The sequence below is a fragment of the Streptomyces sp. SLBN-31 genome (assembly GCF_006715395.1).
Lineage (GTDB): Bacteria > Actinomycetota > Actinomycetes > Streptomycetales > Streptomycetaceae > Streptomyces.
Genome location: NZ_VFNC01000001.1, coordinates 1,476,570 through 1,493,319, shown reverse-complemented (window position 1 = coordinate 1,493,319; position 16,750 = coordinate 1,476,570). Strand labels below are relative to the sequence as shown.

The following is a 16,750-nucleotide window of genomic DNA, read 5'->3' as shown; positions in this document are numbered from 1 at the left end:
GAAGCGGCAACGGCGGGAGCTGCCGCGCGAGGCAGGCCGTTGTTACGGGTAAGCCGCCCGGCAACGGGGCCGAAGGTCCCGTACGGCGCCCGCCCGACGTCTCTGTGAGCGGGCCCGTAGGATTCATACGGTTGAAAGCAGGATTGCCTGCTGATGAACGGACCCATCTTGCAAGAACGCCCCGCCTCCTCCGCCTCCTGGCGCGTCGCGCTGCCGCACTCCGCCGCGGCCGTGCCCGTGGCCCGCGCGCTCGTGCGCACGGCGCTGGCCGAGCTGGAGCACGGGGCGGACAGCGACACCGCGGAGCTGCTGACGGCGGAGCTGGTCGCGAACGCCGTGGAGCACACCACGGGGGACGCTCCGATAGAGCTGGTCGTGGAGCTGCTGCCGTCCGGCTGCCGGGTGGAGGTCCACGACCCCGACCCGGCACCCCCGGGCGATCTGACGACACCGGGCCCGGGGATGCCCGACCCCTGGCAGGAGCACGGGCGCGGGCTGCTGCTGATCCGCGCGCTCAGCTCGTCCTGCGGGCACCGGGCGACGCATTCCGGGAAGGCGGTGTGGTTCCGGCTGCCCTGCGTGCCCCCGCAGCGCCGGGCCGTGTGACGGCGGGGCCGGTCACGTCGGTGGCGGGCCCGGGGGCGGCCCGGCAGGTCAGGCCAGGGTGGCGACCAGGATCGCCTTGATCGTGTGCAGCCGGTTCTCGGCCTCGTCGAAGACCACCGAGTGGGCCGACTCGAAGACCTCGTCGGTCACCTCCAGCGACGTGAGGCCGTGGCTGTCGTGGATCTCCTGCCCCACCTTGGTGCCCAGGTCGTGGAAGGCCGGCAGACAGTGCAGGAACCTGACGTCGGGGTTGCCGGTGGCGCGCAGGACGTCCATGGTCACGGCGTACGGGGCGAGCGCGGCGATCCGCTCGCTCCAGACCTCCTTGGGCTCACCCATGGAGACCCAGACGTCGGTGGCGACGAAGTCGGCGCCCCGGACGCCGTCGGCCAGGGTCTCGGTCAGCGTGATCCGGGCGCCGCTCGCCCCGGCGAGTTCGTGTGCCCGGTCGATGACCTCCTGGACCGGCCAGTAGTGCTTCGGGGCCACGATGCGGACGTCCATGCCGAGCAGGGCGCCGGTGATCAGGTAGGAGTTGCCCATGTTGAAGCGGGCGTCGCCGAGGTAGGCGAAGGCGATCCGGTCGACCGGCTTGGCGGTGTGCTCGGTCATGGTGAGCACGTCGGCGAGCATCTGGGTGGGGTGCCAGTCGTCGGTGAGGCCGTTGTAGACGGGCACGCCGGCGTGGGCGGCCAGCTCCTCGACCTTCTGCTGGCTGTCGCCCCGGTACTCGATCGCGTCGTACATCCGGCCGAGCACGCGCGCGGTGTCCTTCACGGACTCCTTGTGCCCGATCTGCGAGCCGGACGGGTCGAGGTAGGTCGTCGAGGCGCCCTGGTCCGCGGCGGCGACCTCGAACGCGCAGCGCGTGCGCGTCGAGGTCTTCTCGAAGATCAGCGCGATGTTCCTGCCCTTGAGGTACCGCTTCTCGGCCCCGGCCTTCTTGGCCGCCTTCAGCTCCGCGGCCAGCCCGACCAGGCCGAGGAACTCCTCCGCGGTGAAGTCGAGCTCCTTGAGGAAGTGGCGCCCGGCGAGGGCGGTCGGGACTGTCGCCATGGGGCGCTCCAGAGATGCGGGAACAACGGACCGTGGAAGTCTATACGACCTTCAGCATTTCTATGCACATGAATGTGCGCCTATACGGCCTCGCGTTCGACCGGGCAGCTCATGCAGCGCGGCCCGCCCCTCCCCCGCCCCAGCTCGCTGCCCGGGATCTCGATGACCTCGATGCCCTGCTTGCGCAGGTGGGTGTTGGTGGTGGCGTTGCGCTCGTAGGCGACGACGACGCCCGGTTCGACGGCCAGGACGTTGCAGCCGTCGTCCCACTGCTCCCGCTCGGCGGCGTGCACGTCCTGCGTGGCGGTCAGGACGCGGATCTCGCTCAGCCCGAGGGCGGCGGCGATCGCACGGTGCATGTGCTCCGGCGGATGGTCGGTGACCTTCAGCTCCTCGCCGACGCCCGGCTCGATGGTGTACGAGCGGAGCATCCCGAGGCCCGCGTACTGGGTGAAGGTGTCGCCGTCGACCATCGTCATCACGGTGTCGAGGTGCATGAAGGCGCGCCGCTTGGGCATGTCGAGGGCGACGATGGTCCGGGCCGAGCCGGCCGCGAAGAGCTTGTGCGCGAGCATCTCGACGGCCTGCGGCGTGGTCCGCTCGCTCATGCCGATCAGGACGGCGCCGTTGCCGATGACCAGGACGTCCCCGCCCTCGATCGTGGACGGGTAGTCGACCTGCCCCTCCGACCAGACATGGAAGGTCTCGTCGCGGAAGAGCGGGTGGTGCCGGTAGATCGCCTCGAAGTGGACCGTCTCACGCTGCCGGGCCGGCCAGCGCATGGCGTTGACGGAGACCCCGTCGTAGATCCAGGCGGAGGTGTCGCGGGTGAAGAGGTGGTTGGGCAGCGGGGCGAGGAGGAAGTCGTCGAGGTCCATGACGTGGAAGCGGACCGAGGTCGGCTCCGGGTGCGCGTCCAGGAACTCGCGTTTGGTCATGCCGCCGACCAGCGCCTCCGCCAGCTCGGCCGGGGGCATGGTCTCGAAGGCGGCTCTGAGGTGGTCGGTGGCCAGGACGCCGTACTCCTTCTCGTCGAAGACCCGGTCCAGGACGAGGGTGCGGGCCGCCGGGATCGCCAGGGCCTCGGTGAGCAGGTCGCCGAAGAGGTGGACGGCGACCTGGCGGTCGCGCAGGACGTCGGCGAAGCCGTCGTGCTCGGCGCGCGCCCGGCGCACCCACAGAACGTCGTCGAAGAGCAGTGCGTCCTTGTTGCTGGGGGTGAGCCTTTTGAGCTCGAGATCGGGCCGGTGAAGGATGACGCGGCGCAGCCGCCCGGCCTCGGAGTCGACATGGAATCCCATGCCTCCATCCTGACCACCGGGGGGCGACTTGACCCGTGGCTCGTGGGTTTCTTCCGTCCCCAATTCTCGTCCTCTTGACGATAACGAGGGCTTCCGGTTATCGTCGGGGAGACGAGAACGAGGGGGTCCGATGGCCGACATCACCCGGCGCCTGGGCTGGCGCCACCTCAGGGGCGCGCCGACGGCGCACATCCGGCACCACCGGGACGGAAAGCTGCTGCACGACGGGCCGGGGCTCAGCTTCTGGTTCCGCGCACTGACCGCGGCACTGTCCGAAGTCCCGGTCGACGACCGCGAGTTGGCGATGACCTTCCATGCCCGCACGTCCGACTTCCAGGACGTGGCGGTGCAGGCGACGGTGACGTACCGGATCAGCGACCCGGCCCTCGCCGCGGCCCGCCTCGACTTCTCCGTCGACCCGGACACCGGGGTGTGGCGGGGCGCGCCGCTGGAACAGCTCGGCACGCTGCTGACGGAGACGGCACAGCAGCACGCGCTGGACGTCCTCGCCCGTACGTCCCTGTCGTCGGCGCTGGTCGACGGGGTGACGGCGGTACGGGAACGGGTCGCGGCGGGCCTCGCGGCCGAACCGCGCCTGCCGGCGACCGGTATCGAGGTGGTCGCGGTGCGCGTGATCGCGCTGCGCCCGGAGCCGGAGGTCGAACGGGCGCTGCGCACTCCCGCCCGGGAGCAGATCCAGCAGGAGGCCGACCGGGCGACGTACGAGCGCCGGGCCGTGGCCGTCGAGCGGGAGCGCACGATCGCCGAGAACGAACTGGCCAGCCAGATCGAACTCGCCCGCCGCGAGGAGCAGTTGGTGGAGCAGCGGGGCACGAACGCGCGGCGCGAGGCGGAGGAGCACGCGGCGGCCGACGCGGTCCGGGCCGAGGCCGAGGCGGCACGGACGGTCCGGCTCGCGGAGGCGGAGGCGACCCGGTCGGTGCGGCTGGCGGACGCCGAGGCGCAGCGCACCGAGCGGCTCGCCGAGGCCGAGGCGACGAAGACGGTACGGCTCGCCCGCGCGGAGGCCGAGGCGCAGCGCGAGGTCGGCGAGGCACGGGCCCAGGCGCAGGCCGCGTGGCTGCGGGTGCACGGCGAGGTCGACGTGGCGACCCTGCACGCCCTCACCGGGACCCGGCTGGCGGAGAACCTGCCGCGCATCGACAGCGTGACCGTCTCGCCGGACGTGCTGACGGGACTGCTGGCGCGGCTCGGCGGCGGGGAACCGGCGTGAGCCTCGCACCCCGCGCCGTCCTGGTCCATCGCATCACCGAGTACGAGGAGTTGCTGGCCCATCACGGCACCCACGGGCAGGCCGCCTTCTTCCTCTCCTCCCGGGGGCGGGACATCGAGGAGGTCGCCGAGCGGCACCGGCGGGCACGGCGGGCGCTCGCCGAAGTGACCGCGGCCATCCCGCTGACCTGGCGGCAGGCACGGGTGGAACGCGCCGACCTGGACCGCTTCCTGTTCGGCCCGGAGGACGTCGTGGTGGTCGTGGGCCAGGACGGTCTGGTGGCGAACGTGGCCAAGTACCTCGCCGGACAGCCGGTGCTGGGCATCGACGCGGATCCCGGCCGCAACCCGGGCGTGCTGGTACGGCACCGGCCGCGGGACGCGGCGAAGCTGCTGGCGGTGGCCGGGACGAGCGTGGACGAGCTGACGATGGTCGAGGCCGTCGCCGACGACACGCAGCGGCTGGTCGCGCTGAACGAGATCTACCTGGGCGCCGCCGGACACCAGACGGCCAGGTACCGCCTGGGCCTCGAGGACGACGGGGGTGTCGTCGAGGCCCAGGCCTCCTCCGGGGTGCTGGTGGGCACGGGGACCGGCGCGACGGGCTGGATCAGGTCGGTGTGGCAGGAGCGGGGCGCCTCGGTGGAGCTGCCCCGCCCCACCGAGCACCGCCTGCTGTGGTTCGTGCGGGAGGCGTGGCCTTCGCCTGCCACCGGGACGTCTCTGGTGGCCGGGGAACTCGCCGCCACCGCCCGCCTGCAGGTCACCGTCGAGTCGGAGCGGCTCGTCGCCTTCGGGGACGGGATGGAGACGGACGCGCTGGAGCTGACCTGGGGACAGTCGGTGCGGGTCGGCGTGGCGGGCACGTCACTGCGGCTGGTCGGCTAGCCGGGCCTCCTCCCCCGCCGCCCGCCCTTCGCGCACCGGCGCCCAGAGGGCGGCGGCCGACACCAGCGCGACCGCGGCGGACGCCACCAGCACCGTCACGTCGCCAAGCGCGGCCGCGAGCGTGCCGCCGCCCAGCGCGCCGACGGGCACGGTCGCCAGGAGCACCGCCTGGGTGAGACCGGCGACGCGGCCCTGCAGACCGGCCGGCGCCGCCAGCTGCTGCAGGGTGGTCATGGAGACGGACCACACCGTGGCGGCCAGGCCGTATCCGAGCTGGTACGCGAGCAGCAGCGGGAACGCCCCGCCCAGGGCCGCCGCCGGGACCAGGAAGATCGCGGCGCCGGCCAGCAGCCCGCAGATCCGGGTCGCCCGCCACGCTCCCAGGCTCTCGCCGAACCGCCCGGCCGCCAGGACGCCGAGCACGGTGGCCACGCTGAACGCGGCGTATGTCGTACCCAACTGCCACGCAGCGAGACGGAGTTCGTCGGTCGCGTACAGCACGTACAGCGCGGCGACCGCACCGGCGCCGAGGTTGAGGCCGGCGCCCGCCAGCACCATCCGGTACAGCAGCCGGTCGGCGCGTACGACGTCGAGTCCCGCCCGCAGCGCGGAGGCCGGCGCCGAGCGGGCGGGGTCGCGGTGCCCGGCCGCCGTGTCGAGGGCCTGCGGCAGGGCGAACAGCAGCACCGCCTCCACGGCGTACGCGGCGCCGCCCACGGCCAGCGCGGGACCGGTACCGGCGAGGCCGACGAGGACGCCGCCGAGCGCGGGGCCGCCGATCTGGCCGGCCGTGCGGGCACCGGTGAGCACGGAGTTGGCGGCGAGCAGCCGCCGGGGGCCGACGACCCGGGGCAGGGCGGCCTGGAGGCCCACGGAGAGGGTGAAGGTCAGGGTGCCGGAGACGGCGGCGACGGCGTACACGTGCGGCCAGGTGACGTGCCCGGCGGCGCGGGCCAGCGGGACCGAGCCGACGACCAGGGCCTGCAGGGCGGTCGCCGCGACCAGCAGACGGCGCAGGCACACGCGGTCGACGAGCACTCCGGCGAACGGGCTCAGCACCGCGCCGGGCAGGTACGTCAGCGCCAGGATCACGGACGCGGCGAACGGCCCGGCGTGCAGCTCCGTGACGGCGAGCAGGGTCAGGGCGAGAGCGGTGACCTGGCGGCCGACGGAGCCGGCCGTCTGCTCGGCGCAGAGCAGCACGAAGGGGCGGTGCCGCCGCAGTGGGCGGTCGTCGGGCGGGAGGGTCACCCGTCAGATTCCGGTGCAGGGGACGGGCCAGCGCCGGATGCGGGGCGGCAGGGCCACGGCCTGGCCGTCGGTCACCCGGGCCAGTCCCTCGCCGGCCAGAAGCGCCACGGCTTCCCGCTGGACGTCGCTCAACTCGGCGACGGAGACGGGTTCTTGCAGCAGGTCGAAGGTGGCGAGCAGGTCGGGGTCGTCGAGCGTGTAGCGGGCCGACGCCTCCTTGTCCCTGCGGTCCATGACGGTGACGAAATCGGGTCCGCGCCGGTGGTAGAGCATTCCGTATGCATGCCCGGGCTCGTCCACTCGTACCGGCTCGCCCCAGGTGGGCAGGGACACGAAGGTCCGCCCGTCACGGAACAGCAGGCCCAGTTCGACGGCGCGTTGGAGCCACCTGGCGAGTTCCGCAGGTGAGCAGTCGTACCCGGCTCCGGTCAGCAGGCGGTGCAGGGCCCTGTCGTTCCGTCCGGCCTCCAGGTGCCGCAGCGCGTCCGCCCGCCACCCGCCGAACCGGTGGTCGCGCCGCGGCCAGCCCTCCCGGCGGTCGTGTACGAGGAGGTCGTCGCCGTCCTCCGCGAAGGTCAGCCGGGACGTGGGGTGCCCGAGCAGCCAGCGCTCCACGCCTGCCTTCAGCCGCGCCTCGACGTCCCCGGTGATTCCGGCGTCCGCCGTGTCGAAGAGGTAGACCAGATCGGTCAGTTCGTCCTCGGGCAGGTCGTAGACGTGCCGGTACATCTCGGCCGGGCGGCGCTCACCGAAGCCGAGGGCGGGGTCGTTGAAGTGCGGGCTGAACCGTTCGAGCTGGATGCGGTGGGCGCCGCCCGGGGGCTGGAGGTGGACGAGGGCGGGGAGCTGGTCGACGACCGCGGTGTAGTCGTCGCCGCTCTCGCCGGGGAAGCCGTAGAGAAGGTTCCAGGAGCAGGTCAGGGAGTGGTTCTCGCACTCGCGCAGCGTGCGGACGTTGCGGGCGCCGGTGACGCCCTTGTCCATGAGGTCCAGGACACGGCTGCCCAGGCTCTCGATGCCGGGCTGGATGTGGACGGTGCCGGAGTCGGCGAGCAGGGCGAGCTGGTCGGGCGTGAGGTTGGACTTCACCTCGTAGTGCATCCGCAGGTCCCAGCCGCTGGCCGCCGCGCGGGGCAGGAAGTCCCGGAAGTAGGCCATGTCGATGATGTTGTCGACGGTGACGACGTCGAGGATGCGGTGCCGGCGCACCAGCCGGTCGACCTCGGACCACAGGCGTTCACCGGGCTTGGCGCGGAAGGCCATCGCCGAGCCGTTGAGACCGCAGAAGGTGCAGTGGTGCTTCTCGCCCCACCAGCAGCCGCGCGCCCCCTCGACGACCAGTTTGGGGTGCACGTACTCGGCGACCGGGGAGGCGTCGAGGGCCCGCTGCCAGTCGTCGTAGTCGGGCGAGGGGATGTCCGCGGGCGCGACCGTGCGCCGCGACTCCGGGTTGGCGCGCGAGACCTCCCCGTCCCACCAGCACAGGCCGGGGACGTCGGCGGGTGGGGTGCCCGCGTCGAGGTGGCGCAGGAGCGCCGGGAAGGCGTGCTCGCCCTCGCCGCGTACCACGTGGTCGACGAAGGGGTGGTTGCGGTGCAAGGCGTGGCCCATCGGGCCGTCACAGTTGCTGCCGCCGAACACGACCGGCAACTCCCGCCTGTGCGCCTTGAGTTCGCGGGCGAGCGCCAGTGAGGACACGTTCTGCATGAAGGTGGTCGTGAAGCCGACCACGTCCGGTTCGTCGGCGAGGACGGCAGCCGCGCACTCGGCGATGAACTCGCCCGCGTACCGGCGCATCTCACGGGCGGTGTCGATCGCGACGCCGCGCCGCTCGGCGTAGTCGCGCAGCGTCGCGGACCCCCAGTCGGGGTCGTCGTACAGCACGCCGGAGAAGACCCAGTCGCCCAGGCCGTGGAAGATCGAGTCGCTGCCGACCCGTACGTAGTCGCCCGGCCTGATCCGGCCGCCGGAGTGCTTCAGCAGGAACTCCGCCCAGCGCAGCGAGCCGTGGAACTCGCGCACCTCGTCGCCCGGACGGGTGCGCGAGACCAGCGTGTGCAACAGGCCCACCTGCAGGGACGGCAGGTCGATCGGATGCCAGGGCATCGTCACCAGGTGGACGCGCAGGCCGTTCAGCGCGTCGGCCGTTTCTCCAGGACGCGCGGCTGCCGGTTGGTCTTCTCTTCCTCGCGGACGATCACCTTCTTGATCTCCACCGGTGCCCCGCCTTCCTTGAACTCGGCTGATTCGGAAGCCCGTTCACGTTAGGCGGGGTACCTGTGGGACACAAGGGCGGCGTGGGCCGTGAGGTGAGCGGGGCTCACGAATGGCTCAAAGCCGCGGGTCCACCGGCTCCGACTCCAGGGCCAGCACCCCGAACACGGCCTCGTGCACCCGCCACAGCGGCTCCCCTTCCGCGAGCCGGTCCAGGGCCTCCAGGCCCAGGGCGTACTCGCGGATCGCCAGCGACCGCTTGTGGCCCAGGAAGCGGGTGCGCAGACGGGTCAGGTGGTCGGGGCGCGTGTACTCCGGGCCGTAGATGATCCGCAGGTACTCGCGGCCCCGGCACTTGACGCCGGGCTGCACCAGCCGCCCCTCCGGGCCGCGCACGAGGGCGCCGACCGGCTTGACGACCATGCCTTCGCCGCCGCGGCCGGTCATCTCCAGCCACCAGTCGACACCCGCCCGCACCGACTCCGGGTCGCCGGTGTCGACGTAGAGCCGCCGGGTGGTCTGCAGCAGACCGCTGCCGTCGTGTTCCACCAGCCGGTCGAGCAGGGCGAGTTGCTCGTCGTGCGGCAGCGCGGCGAGGCTGCGGCCCTGGACCGCCAGGATCTGGAACGGTGCCAGGCGTACGCCGTCCAGGCCGTCCGTCGTCCAGCAGTAGCGGCGGTAGGCCTGCGTGAACGCGGCCGCGTCCGAGGCCCGTTCGCGCTGCCGGTCCAGCAGGGCCGCCACCTCGACGCCCCGCTCGGCGGCGCCCTCCAGCGCGGTGAGCGCACCCGGGAACACCGCCCCGGACGCCGCGCCGACGGCCGCGTACTGCGAGCGCAGCAGCCCGGACGCCTTCAGCGACCACGGCATCAGCTCGGCGTCCAGCAGCAGCCAGTCGGTGTCGAGTCCGGCCCACAGACCGGCCTCGGTGACGGCCGCGCGGACACGGCCCAGGACCTCCTCCGTGACCGACTCGTCGTCGAAGAACGGCCGCCCGGTGCGGGTGTACAGCGAGCCCGTCGGACCGTCGACGCCGAACCGCTTGCGCGCGGCCTCCGCGTCCCGGCACACCAGTGCCACCGCCCGCGAGCCCATGTGCTTCTCCTCGCACACGACCCGGGCGACCCCGTCCGCCGCGTACTGCGCGAAGGCCTCGGCCGGGTGCTCCAGGAAGCCCTCGACGTGACTGGTCGCCGTCGGCGCCATGGTCGGCGGCAGGTACGGCAGCAGGCGCGAGTCCACGGCGAAGCGGCTCATGACCTCGAGAGCCGCGGCCGCGTTCTCCTCACGGACGGCGACCCGGCCGGAGTGCCGTGTCTCCACGACCCGCCGCCCGTGCACGTCGCCCAGGTCCAGCGGCCGCCCGTCGTGCCCGCCCGGGGCCTCGGTGCGCAGCGGACGCGCCGGCTCGTACCAGACCCGTTCGGCCGGTACGTCGACCAGTTCGCGCTCCGGCCAGCGCAGCGCCGTGAGCTTGCCGCCGAAGACCGCGCCGGTGTCCAGGCAGATGGTGTTGTTCAGCCAGGTGGCCTCCGGTACCGGGGTGTGGCCGTAGACCACGGCAGCCCGGCCCCGGTAGTCCTCGGCCCACGGGTAGCGCACGGGCAACCCGAACTCGTCGGTCTCGCCGGTCGTGTCGCCGTACAGGGCGTGCGAGCGTACCCGGCCGGAGGTGCGGCCGTGGTACTTCTCGGGCAGACCGGCGTGGCAGACCACGAGCCGGCCGCCGTCGAGGACGTAGTGGCTGACGAGCCCGTCGATAAACTCCCGTACCTCGGCGGCGAACTCCTCGCTCTGCCCCTCCATCTGCTCGATGGTCTCGGCGAGTCCGTGGGTGTGCTGGACCTTGCGGCCCTTGAGGTAACGGCCGTACTTGTTCTCGTGGTTGCCCGGCACGCACAGCGCGTTGCCCGACTTCACCATCGACATCACGCGGCGCAGCACGCCCGGGCTGTCGGGGCCGCGGTCGACGAGGTCGCCGACGAAGACGGCCGTACGGCCCTCCGGGTGGACTCCGTCGGTGTAGCCCAGCTTGCCCAGCAGGGTCTCCAGCTCCGAGGCACAGCCGTGGATGTCACCGACGATGTCGAAGGGGCCGGTGAGGTGGGTCAGGTCGTTGAAGCGCTTCTCGGTGACGACGGTGGCGTTCTCGATGTCCTCCGTTCCGCGCAGGACGTGCACCTTGCGGAAGCCCTCGCGCTCCAGGTGGCGTATGGAGCGGCGCAGTTCGCGGATGTGTCGCTGGATGACCCGGCGGGGCATGTCGGCCCGGTCGGTGCGGGCGGCGTTGCGCTCGGCGCACACCTCCTCCGGCACGTCGAGGACGATGGCGATGGGCAGCACGTCGTACTGCCGCGCCAGGTCGATCAGCTGGCGGCGGGAGTCCTGCTGCACGCTGGTGGCGTCGACGACGGTGCGGCGGCCGGCGGCCAGGCGCTTGCCGGCGATGTAGTGCAGGACGTCGAAGGCGTCCCTGGTCGCGCTCTGGTCGTTCTCGTCGTCGGAGACCAGGCCGCGGCAGAAGTCGGAGGAGATCACCTCGGTCGGCTTGAAGTGCCGGCGGGCGAAGGTCGACTTGCCGGACCCGGAGGCGCCGACGAGGACGACGAGGGAGAGGTCGGTGACGGGCAGGACCCGTCCCCCGTGCTGTGTCGTCTCGGTCATGCCGCCTTCGCCTCCTTCTCGTGGGTGGTGAGCATCCGGAACACGGCCATCTGGGTGGGCGGACCGACCTCGGGGTCGTCCGGCCCCACGGGGACGAACTCCACGTCGTAGCCGTGCCGCTCGGCCACCGTGTGCGCCCAGGTCCGGAACTCCTCCCGCGTCCACTCGAAGCGGTGGTCGCCGTGCCGGACGTGGCCGGCCGGGAGGGACTCCCAGCGGACGTTGTACTCGACGTTCGGGGTGGTGACGAGGACCGTGCGCGGGCGGGCCGCGCCGAACACCGCGTACTCCAGCGCCGGGAGCCGGGGCAGGTCGAGGTGCTCGATCACCTCGCTGAGCACGGCGGCGTCGTACCCCTTGAGCCGCTTGTCGGTGTACGCGAGCGAGCCCTGCAGGAGGGTGACCCGCGCGGCCTGCCGCTCGCCCATGCGGTCCAGCTTCAGCCTGCGCGAGGCGATGGTCAGCGCCCGCATCGACACGTCGACGCCGACGATCTCGGTGAACCGCGCGTCCTTGAGCAGGGCCTGCACCAACTGCCCCTGGCCGCAGCCGAGGTCGAGCACCCGGGCCGCCCCGGAGGCGCCCAGGGCCTCGATGATCGCGTCCCTTCGCTGCACGGCGAGCGGGGTCGGCTTCTCCTCCGCCCCGGTCTCCTCCTCGACGGCGTTGTCGATGTCCTCGACCTCGCTGTCGTCGGCCTCCGCCAGCCGCACCAGTTCCAGCCGCTCCATCGCCTCCCGGGTCAGCGACCAGCGGCGCGAGAGGTAACGGCTGGTGATCAGCTTCTGTTCGGGGTGGCCGGGCAGCCAGCCCTCGCCGGCCCGCAGCAGCTTGTCGACCTCGTCGGGCGACACCCAGTAGTGCTTGGCGTCGTCGAGGACGGGGAGCAGTACGTACAGGTGGCGCAGGGCCTCGGCGAGGGTCAGCGTCTCGGACTCCAGCAGCAGACGCACATAGCGCGAGTCACCCCACTCGGGGAACTCGGTGTCCAGGGCGACCGCCTCGGCCGTGACCGTCCAGCCGAGCGGCTCGAACAGGCGCTGCACGAGTCCTGGGCCGCCGCGCGCGGGGACCGCGGGCACCTCGACGCGCAACGGGCGTGCCTGGCCGGGCAGTTCGGGCCGGGCCCGGCACACGCCCTTCATCGCGCTGGAGAACACGCCGCTCAGCGCCACCGCGAGCAGCGAGGAGGCGGCGTACGGGCGGTCGTTGACGTACTGCGCGAGCGCCGCGTCGGGCGCCCCGCCGCGTCCCTTGCCCTTGCCCCGCCGCACCAGCGCCACCGCGTCGACCTCCAGCAGCAGCGCCGCGGTGCAGCGCTGATCGTCCGCCTCCGGGTAGAGGACGTGCGCCGTCCCGTAGGAGGTGGAGAACGCCTGCGCCTTGTCGGGGTGCTTGTGCAGCAGGAAGCCGAGGTCGGTGGCCGGGCGTTCGGGCGTGCCGGTGGTGGTGATGGTGAGGAACATGGGCAGGGCCTCTCAGGCCGGTCGACGGGTTCGGGTGCCGTCCGCGCGAAAGCCCCCAGGAAGGGTGATCCTGGGGGCTCGGCAGGACGACGCTCCCACCTTCGCACACGGCGCCGGGCCGGCGCCCCGGTTTATTTCCTCAGGTCACGACAGCTGCGACTGGACCTGGGCGGAGATCAGCTCCAGGTGGTCCATGTCGTCCAGGTCGAGGACCTGGAGGTACAGACGGCTCGCGCCGACGGCGGCGTAGCGGCCGATCTTCTCGACGACCTCGGACGGGGTGCCGGCCAGGCCGTTGGCCTTGAGCTCGTCGACCTCGCGGCCGATGGCGGCGGCCCGGCGGGCGACCTCCTGGTCGTCCTTGCCGACGCAGACGACGAGGGCATTGGAGTAGACGAGGTCGTCGCCCTTGCGGCCGGCTTCCTCGGCGGCGGTGCGGACGCGGGCGAACTGGCGCTCGCAGTCCTCGATCGAGCCGAACGGCATGTTGAACTCGTCGGCGTATCGGGCGGCGAGGCGCGGGGTGCGGGTGGGGCCGTGGCCGCCGATCAGGACGGGGATCTTCTCCTGGGCGGGCTTGGGCAGGGCGGGCGAGTCGGTGAGGTCGTAGTGGGCGCCGTGGAAGTCGAAGGTGGCGCCGGGCTTCGTCTGCCACAGGCCGGTGACGACGGCCAGCTGCTCCTCCAGGCGGGAGAACTTCTCCTTGGGGAACGGAATGCCGTACGCCGTGTGCTCCTGCTCGAACCAGCCCGCGCCGATGCCGAGTTCCACGCGGCCGCCGGACATCTGGTCGACCTGCGCGACCTGGATGGCGAGGACGCCGGGGAGGCGGAAGGTGGCGGCGGTCATCAGGGTGCCCAGACGGATGCGCTTGGTCTCGCGGGCGAGTCCGGCGAGGGTGATCCAGGCGTCGGTGGGGCCGGGCAGGCCGTCGACGTCGCCCATCTTCAGGTAGTGGTCGGAGCGGAAGAACGCGTCGAATCCGAGGTCCTCGGTGGCCTTCGCCACGGTGAGCAGGGTGTCGTAGGTGGCCCCTTGCTGGGGCTCGGTGAAGATGCGCAGGTCCATACATCCATCCTGCACACCTCCGTGCCGGTCCACCGCACCGGTACCCGCCGTCACTCCCGTCCCCGGCCGGGTGAGAACGCGTCAACGCGGTCCGTGGGGGCCCGCGCCAGTGACCGGGCCCGACGGTGATCGTTGCTCGTGCGGAGCCGGACCGCCCGGCGCCCGCACCGGCCGGTGCTCGCCGGAGCGTCACCCGTGTCGGCCTCTGTTGTCGCGGGGCCCGGGGCCGAGGAGGCCGTCATGTCCGAAGAGTCAACGGTGCCGCCGCAGGCTGGGAGCACCTGCCGGCCGAAGGGTGGCGCCAAAGGCGGCGAGGTCCAGGTCCGTCCCGGGGGGCCGGGCTCAGGCTTCTGAAGTCCTTCTGCCACAGATCCGTGAAACCGGACATGCGTCGAACCGGATGTGCGTCGAACCGGAGATCCGTCGAAGGGTCCTAGCCCGCCTCCCTCTCGGGCAGCCGCTGCTCCCCCTCCGCCAGTTTGCGGAGCATGTCCCGCACCCGGTCCCGGGACTCGTCGGCCGCGTCGATGGCCTCCATGCACTGCCAGTAGGTGGCCTCGTCGTCCGCGGCGCAGGCGAGGCCCACCAGGGCGATCCCGACCTCGCCGAGGAGGCCGCCGAGGCAGAGCAGGGCCTGGCGGGTGTCGCCCAGTTCGGTCAGCTGGGCCGCGCGCAGGTCGCCCTGGGCGAGCCGCGGGGTGTCCAGGACGCCGCAGCCCCGGCCCGCCAGCTCGGTCAACCCCAGTGCCTCGCCCCGCAGTTCGGGCGGGCCGGCGACCGCGAGGCGGCTGCCTACCGCCTGGGCCAGGGCCTGCGCCTGCCACACCTCCGTCAGGATCTCCGGTGCACCACCGCCCATCGCCAGGGCGCGCCTGCTGGTCACGATGAGCCGAACAGCGTCCATGCGCTGCCCCCGTCCGTCTTGACGCGCTGCCCACGCGTCCGTCCGCCCGAACTCCGTTGTCCACTACCCAGAGTGAGGGTCTGTGAGACGAAAAGCCAGAGGTGGGCGGAAATCTGTGGACAACAAATCGATTTCAGACCGGATTTGACTGCGGAGAGTGAAAGCGGATCGAACGGCTCCTTACGGCGCCGGGAACCGCAGCTCGTTGCGGTCGATCTTGGCGTCGAGTGCCGCGAGAGGGTCGATGTCCAGGACGTTGCAGAGCTGGAGCAAGTAGGCGAGGACGTCGGCGACTTCGTCGGTCACCCGGTGTGCGGTGCCCGGGTCGTCCATCACCCGGGCCGACTCCTCCGGCGTCAGCCACTGGAAGATCTCGACGAGTTCGGAGGCCTCCACGCTGAGCGCGGCCACCAGGTTCTTGGGGGTGTGGTACGGCTGCCAGTTGCGGGCGGCCGCGAAGTCGGCGAGCCTGCGCTGCAGTCTCGCCACGTCGAGGGGTTCGCGCGAGGGATCGTTCACGGCTCCAGGTGTACCACCGTGACCCCGTCGGCCCCGGCGGTCCACGACGCGTCGCCGATCCCGGCGACCACGCGGATGTGACCCCGTTGTCCCATGCGCGCGGCCAGCCGCAGCAGTTCACGGCGCTGGCACGGGTCAAGTGAGCGGTCGAAGGCGTCGGCGAGGACGGTGAGCGTCTGCATGGCGGCGGGTACCTCGCCGGCCGCGTCCACCTCCAGCACACCCGGCCCGGTCAGCAGGACCAGGGCGAGGGCGACGTAGCGCAGTTCGCCGTCGCCCAGCCGCTCGAAGGCCGTCCGGAAGCCGTCGCCCCGGTCGAGCAGGCCGCGGACCGTGCCGTCGCCGAGCGGTTCGGCGAGTACGTCGGTCACCGCCCCGGCGCATCCGGCGCGCACCGCGGCGACGAGCTGCGCGTGCCGCCGCCCGCACTCGGCGCGGGTGCGCCACAGGACGTCCGCGAGGTTGTCGCAGCCGGGCAGGAGCCGGCCGGAGGCCGTCGGCACCGGGAGGCGCATGCGGCCGGGGCGGGGGTCGCAGGCGAAGACCGAGCGCAGGGCGACGACCATCTGTTCGGCGGCGGCGAGCACCTGGCGCTGTCCGTCGGTCTTGCCGGCCACGCGCAGCGGCAGCAGCGCCGTGCCGAGCCGGTCGTCGGGCAGCGGGGCGCGGGTCACCGCGGTCGCGCCGGCCGTGTGCCAGGCGGCCTGGACGACACGGCGGGCGGGGTCGCGCAGGGCGCTCTCCAGCAGGACCAGGCCGCCGGAGGTCAGGCGCTCCCCCACGATCCGCAGTTCGGGCTCGGCCTGTACGGCGACGTCGAGGCGGACCGGTCCCTCGGGGCCGTCGGCCGTGCAGCCGATGCGGAAGCCGCGGCGGCGCTGGGCGTCGGGCCGGGCCCGGTCGGGCACGCAGGCGCCCGGGTCGGGGAACACCTCGGCGACCGGGGCGCCTCCGCCGAGCCGGGAGAGCGCCTCGTACGCCCGTAACGCGGTGGTCTTTCCGCAGCCGCTGGGCCCGGCGAAGAGGGTGACGGGCCCGATCGCGAACCGCGCGCCACGGTGACCGGCGAAGGCGGACAGCCGCAACTCGGTGAGGCAGGGGCGGGCCACCGCGGGCCGGTCGGACAGCGACGGCGGAGGGCTGCCCGGCTCCGGTGACAGAGATGACACGCTCATGCCCGGACCGTACGACCCCGCAACCCTGCGGAACCGTTCCACCAGGCCACCCTTCCCACGAACGGGCGACAGTGCGGGTGCCCGCACCTGACGAAGCCGGGTCATCCGACACGAACTGCCATCCGGCACGAACCGGAAGACTCGTCGCCCGGCAGCGGGACCTAACCGAACGACCCGGCCCCCGGCCCCCGGCAGCAGGACCGAAGCCAAAGACCCGCCGCCGGACCGGAAACCCGGGCACGAAGACCCGCCGCCCGACCGCAAGACCGGACCCAAGACCCGCCGCCCGACCGCAAGACCGGACCCAAGACCCGGCTTCCGGTCGCAACACCGGACCCCAAGCCCCGGCCTCCGGTCGCAACACCGGACCCCAAGCCCCGGCCTCCGTCGGCGCCCGCCGGTGAC

The 16,750-nt window shown here is 72.7% G+C and carries 13 protein-coding genes; 3 read left to right on the top strand and 10 right to left on the bottom strand.

What is annotated here, in order from left to right; genetic code table 11:
* The first annotated feature begins 153 nt into the window (after positions 1 to 153).
* Positions 154 to 606, top strand: coding sequence for an ATP-binding protein (locus FBY22_RS06895; protein WP_142143246.1), 453 nt, complete (start codon positions 154 to 156; stop codon positions 604 to 606).
* A gap of 48 nt (positions 607 to 654) precedes the next feature.
* On the opposite strand, the gene argF is transcribed toward FBY22_RS06895, so the two are convergent.
* Together argF and FBY22_RS06885 are read right to left on the bottom strand one after the other, a co-directional pair.
* Positions 655 to 1,662: an ornithine carbamoyltransferase gene (gene argF, locus FBY22_RS06890; protein ID WP_142143244.1), complete on the bottom strand. Its 1,008-nt coding sequence runs from the start codon at positions 1,660 to 1,662 to the stop codon at positions 655 to 657.
* Between the two features lie 80 nt (positions 1,663 to 1,742).
* Positions 1,743 to 2,963 carry an arginine deiminase gene (locus FBY22_RS06885; protein WP_142143242.1) on the bottom strand — a complete coding sequence of 407 codons (1,221 nt, stop codon included), beginning with the start codon at positions 2,961 to 2,963 and terminating at the stop codon, positions 1,743 to 1,745.
* Between the two features lie 130 nt (positions 2,964 to 3,093).
* Between FBY22_RS06885 and FBY22_RS06880 the strand changes: the two genes are divergently transcribed.
* Both FBY22_RS06880 and FBY22_RS06875 read left to right on the top strand, forming a co-directional pair.
* Positions 3,094 to 4,197, top strand: a complete 1,104-nt coding sequence (locus tag FBY22_RS06880) for an SPFH domain-containing protein (protein ID WP_142143240.1) — start codon at positions 3,094 to 3,096, stop codon at positions 4,195 to 4,197.
* Positions 4,194 to 5,084 carry an NAD(+)/NADH kinase gene (locus FBY22_RS06875; RefSeq protein ID WP_142143238.1) on the top strand — a complete coding sequence of 297 codons (891 nt, stop codon included), beginning with the start codon at positions 4,194 to 4,196 and terminating at the stop codon, positions 5,082 to 5,084. Before FBY22_RS06880 ends, FBY22_RS06875 begins: the two co-directional genes overlap by 4 nt.
* Here FBY22_RS06875 and FBY22_RS06870 read toward each other — a convergent pair.
* From FBY22_RS06870 to FBY22_RS06835, 8 genes are all read right to left on the bottom strand, one after another.
* Complete coding sequence (locus tag FBY22_RS06870) at positions 5,064 to 6,335, bottom strand: MFS transporter (RefSeq protein ID WP_142143236.1); 1,272 nt, start codon at positions 6,333 to 6,335, stop codon at positions 5,064 to 5,066. The genes FBY22_RS06875 and FBY22_RS06870 overlap by 21 nt on opposite strands.
* Positions 6,336 to 6,338: 3 nt before the next feature.
* Positions 6,339 to 8,447: a RiPP maturation radical SAM C-methyltransferase gene (locus FBY22_RS06865; RefSeq protein ID WP_260844727.1), complete on the bottom strand. Its 2,109-nt coding sequence runs from the start codon at positions 8,445 to 8,447 to the stop codon at positions 6,339 to 6,341.
* A gap of 219 nt (positions 8,448 to 8,666) precedes the next feature.
* Positions 8,667 to 11,213 (bottom strand): polynucleotide kinase-phosphatase, encoded by a 2,547-nt coding sequence (locus tag FBY22_RS06860; protein WP_142143232.1) that lies wholly within the window; start codon positions 11,211 to 11,213, stop codon positions 8,667 to 8,669.
* Positions 11,210 to 12,679: a 3' terminal RNA ribose 2'-O-methyltransferase Hen1 gene (locus tag FBY22_RS06855; protein WP_142143230.1), complete on the bottom strand. Its 1,470-nt coding sequence runs from the start codon at positions 12,677 to 12,679 to the stop codon at positions 11,210 to 11,212. Before FBY22_RS06855 ends, FBY22_RS06860 begins: the two co-directional genes overlap by 4 nt.
* A 144-nt stretch (positions 12,680 to 12,823) precedes the next feature.
* Positions 12,824 to 13,747, bottom strand: a complete 924-nt coding sequence (locus FBY22_RS06850) for an LLM class F420-dependent oxidoreductase (protein WP_142143228.1) — start codon at positions 13,745 to 13,747, stop codon at positions 12,824 to 12,826.
* A 433-nt stretch (positions 13,748 to 14,180) separates the two neighbouring features.
* Entirely contained in the window at positions 14,181 to 14,651 is a 471-nt protein-coding gene (locus FBY22_RS06845; RefSeq protein ID WP_142143226.1) for a DUF6099 family protein, read from the bottom strand.
* A gap of 180 nt (positions 14,652 to 14,831) precedes the next feature.
* Positions 14,832 to 15,170 carry a nucleotide pyrophosphohydrolase gene (locus FBY22_RS06840; protein ID WP_142143225.1) on the bottom strand — a complete coding sequence of 113 codons (339 nt, stop codon included), beginning with the start codon at positions 15,168 to 15,170 and terminating at the stop codon, positions 14,832 to 14,834.
* Positions 15,167 to 16,345 (bottom strand): ATP-binding protein, encoded by a 1,179-nt coding sequence (locus FBY22_RS06835; protein ID WP_142143223.1) that lies wholly within the window; start codon positions 16,343 to 16,345, stop codon positions 15,167 to 15,169. The genes FBY22_RS06840 and FBY22_RS06835 overlap by 4 nt, the downstream gene beginning before the upstream one ends.
* Positions 16,346 to 16,750: the final 405 nt, after the last annotated feature.

Coding starts and splice junctions, on each gene's coding strand:
- FBY22_RS06895 (WP_142143246.1), top strand. CDS start 154: ATGAACGGACCCATCTTGCAAGAACGCCCCGCCTCCTCCGCCTCCTGG.
- argF (WP_142143244.1), bottom strand. CDS start 1,662: ATGGCGACAGTCCCGACCGCCCTCGCCGGGCGCCACTTCCTCAAGGAG.
- FBY22_RS06885 (WP_142143242.1), bottom strand. CDS start 2,963: ATGGGATTCCATGTCGACTCCGAGGCCGGGCGGCTGCGCCGCGTCATC.
- FBY22_RS06880 (WP_142143240.1), top strand. CDS start 3,094: ATGGCCGACATCACCCGGCGCCTGGGCTGGCGCCACCTCAGGGGCGCG.
- FBY22_RS06860 (WP_142143232.1), bottom strand. CDS start 11,213: ATGACCGAGACGACACAGCACGGGGGACGGGTCCTGCCCGTCACCGAC.
- FBY22_RS06855 (WP_142143230.1), bottom strand. CDS start 12,679: ATGTTCCTCACCATCACCACCACCGGCACGCCCGAACGCCCGGCCACC.
- FBY22_RS06850 (WP_142143228.1), bottom strand. CDS start 13,747: ATGGACCTGCGCATCTTCACCGAGCCCCAGCAAGGGGCCACCTACGAC.
- FBY22_RS06845 (WP_142143226.1), bottom strand. CDS start 14,651: ATGGACGCTGTTCGGCTCATCGTGACCAGCAGGCGCGCCCTGGCGATG.
- FBY22_RS06835 (WP_142143223.1), bottom strand. CDS start 16,345: ATGAGCGTGTCATCTCTGTCACCGGAGCCGGGCAGCCCTCCGCCGTCG.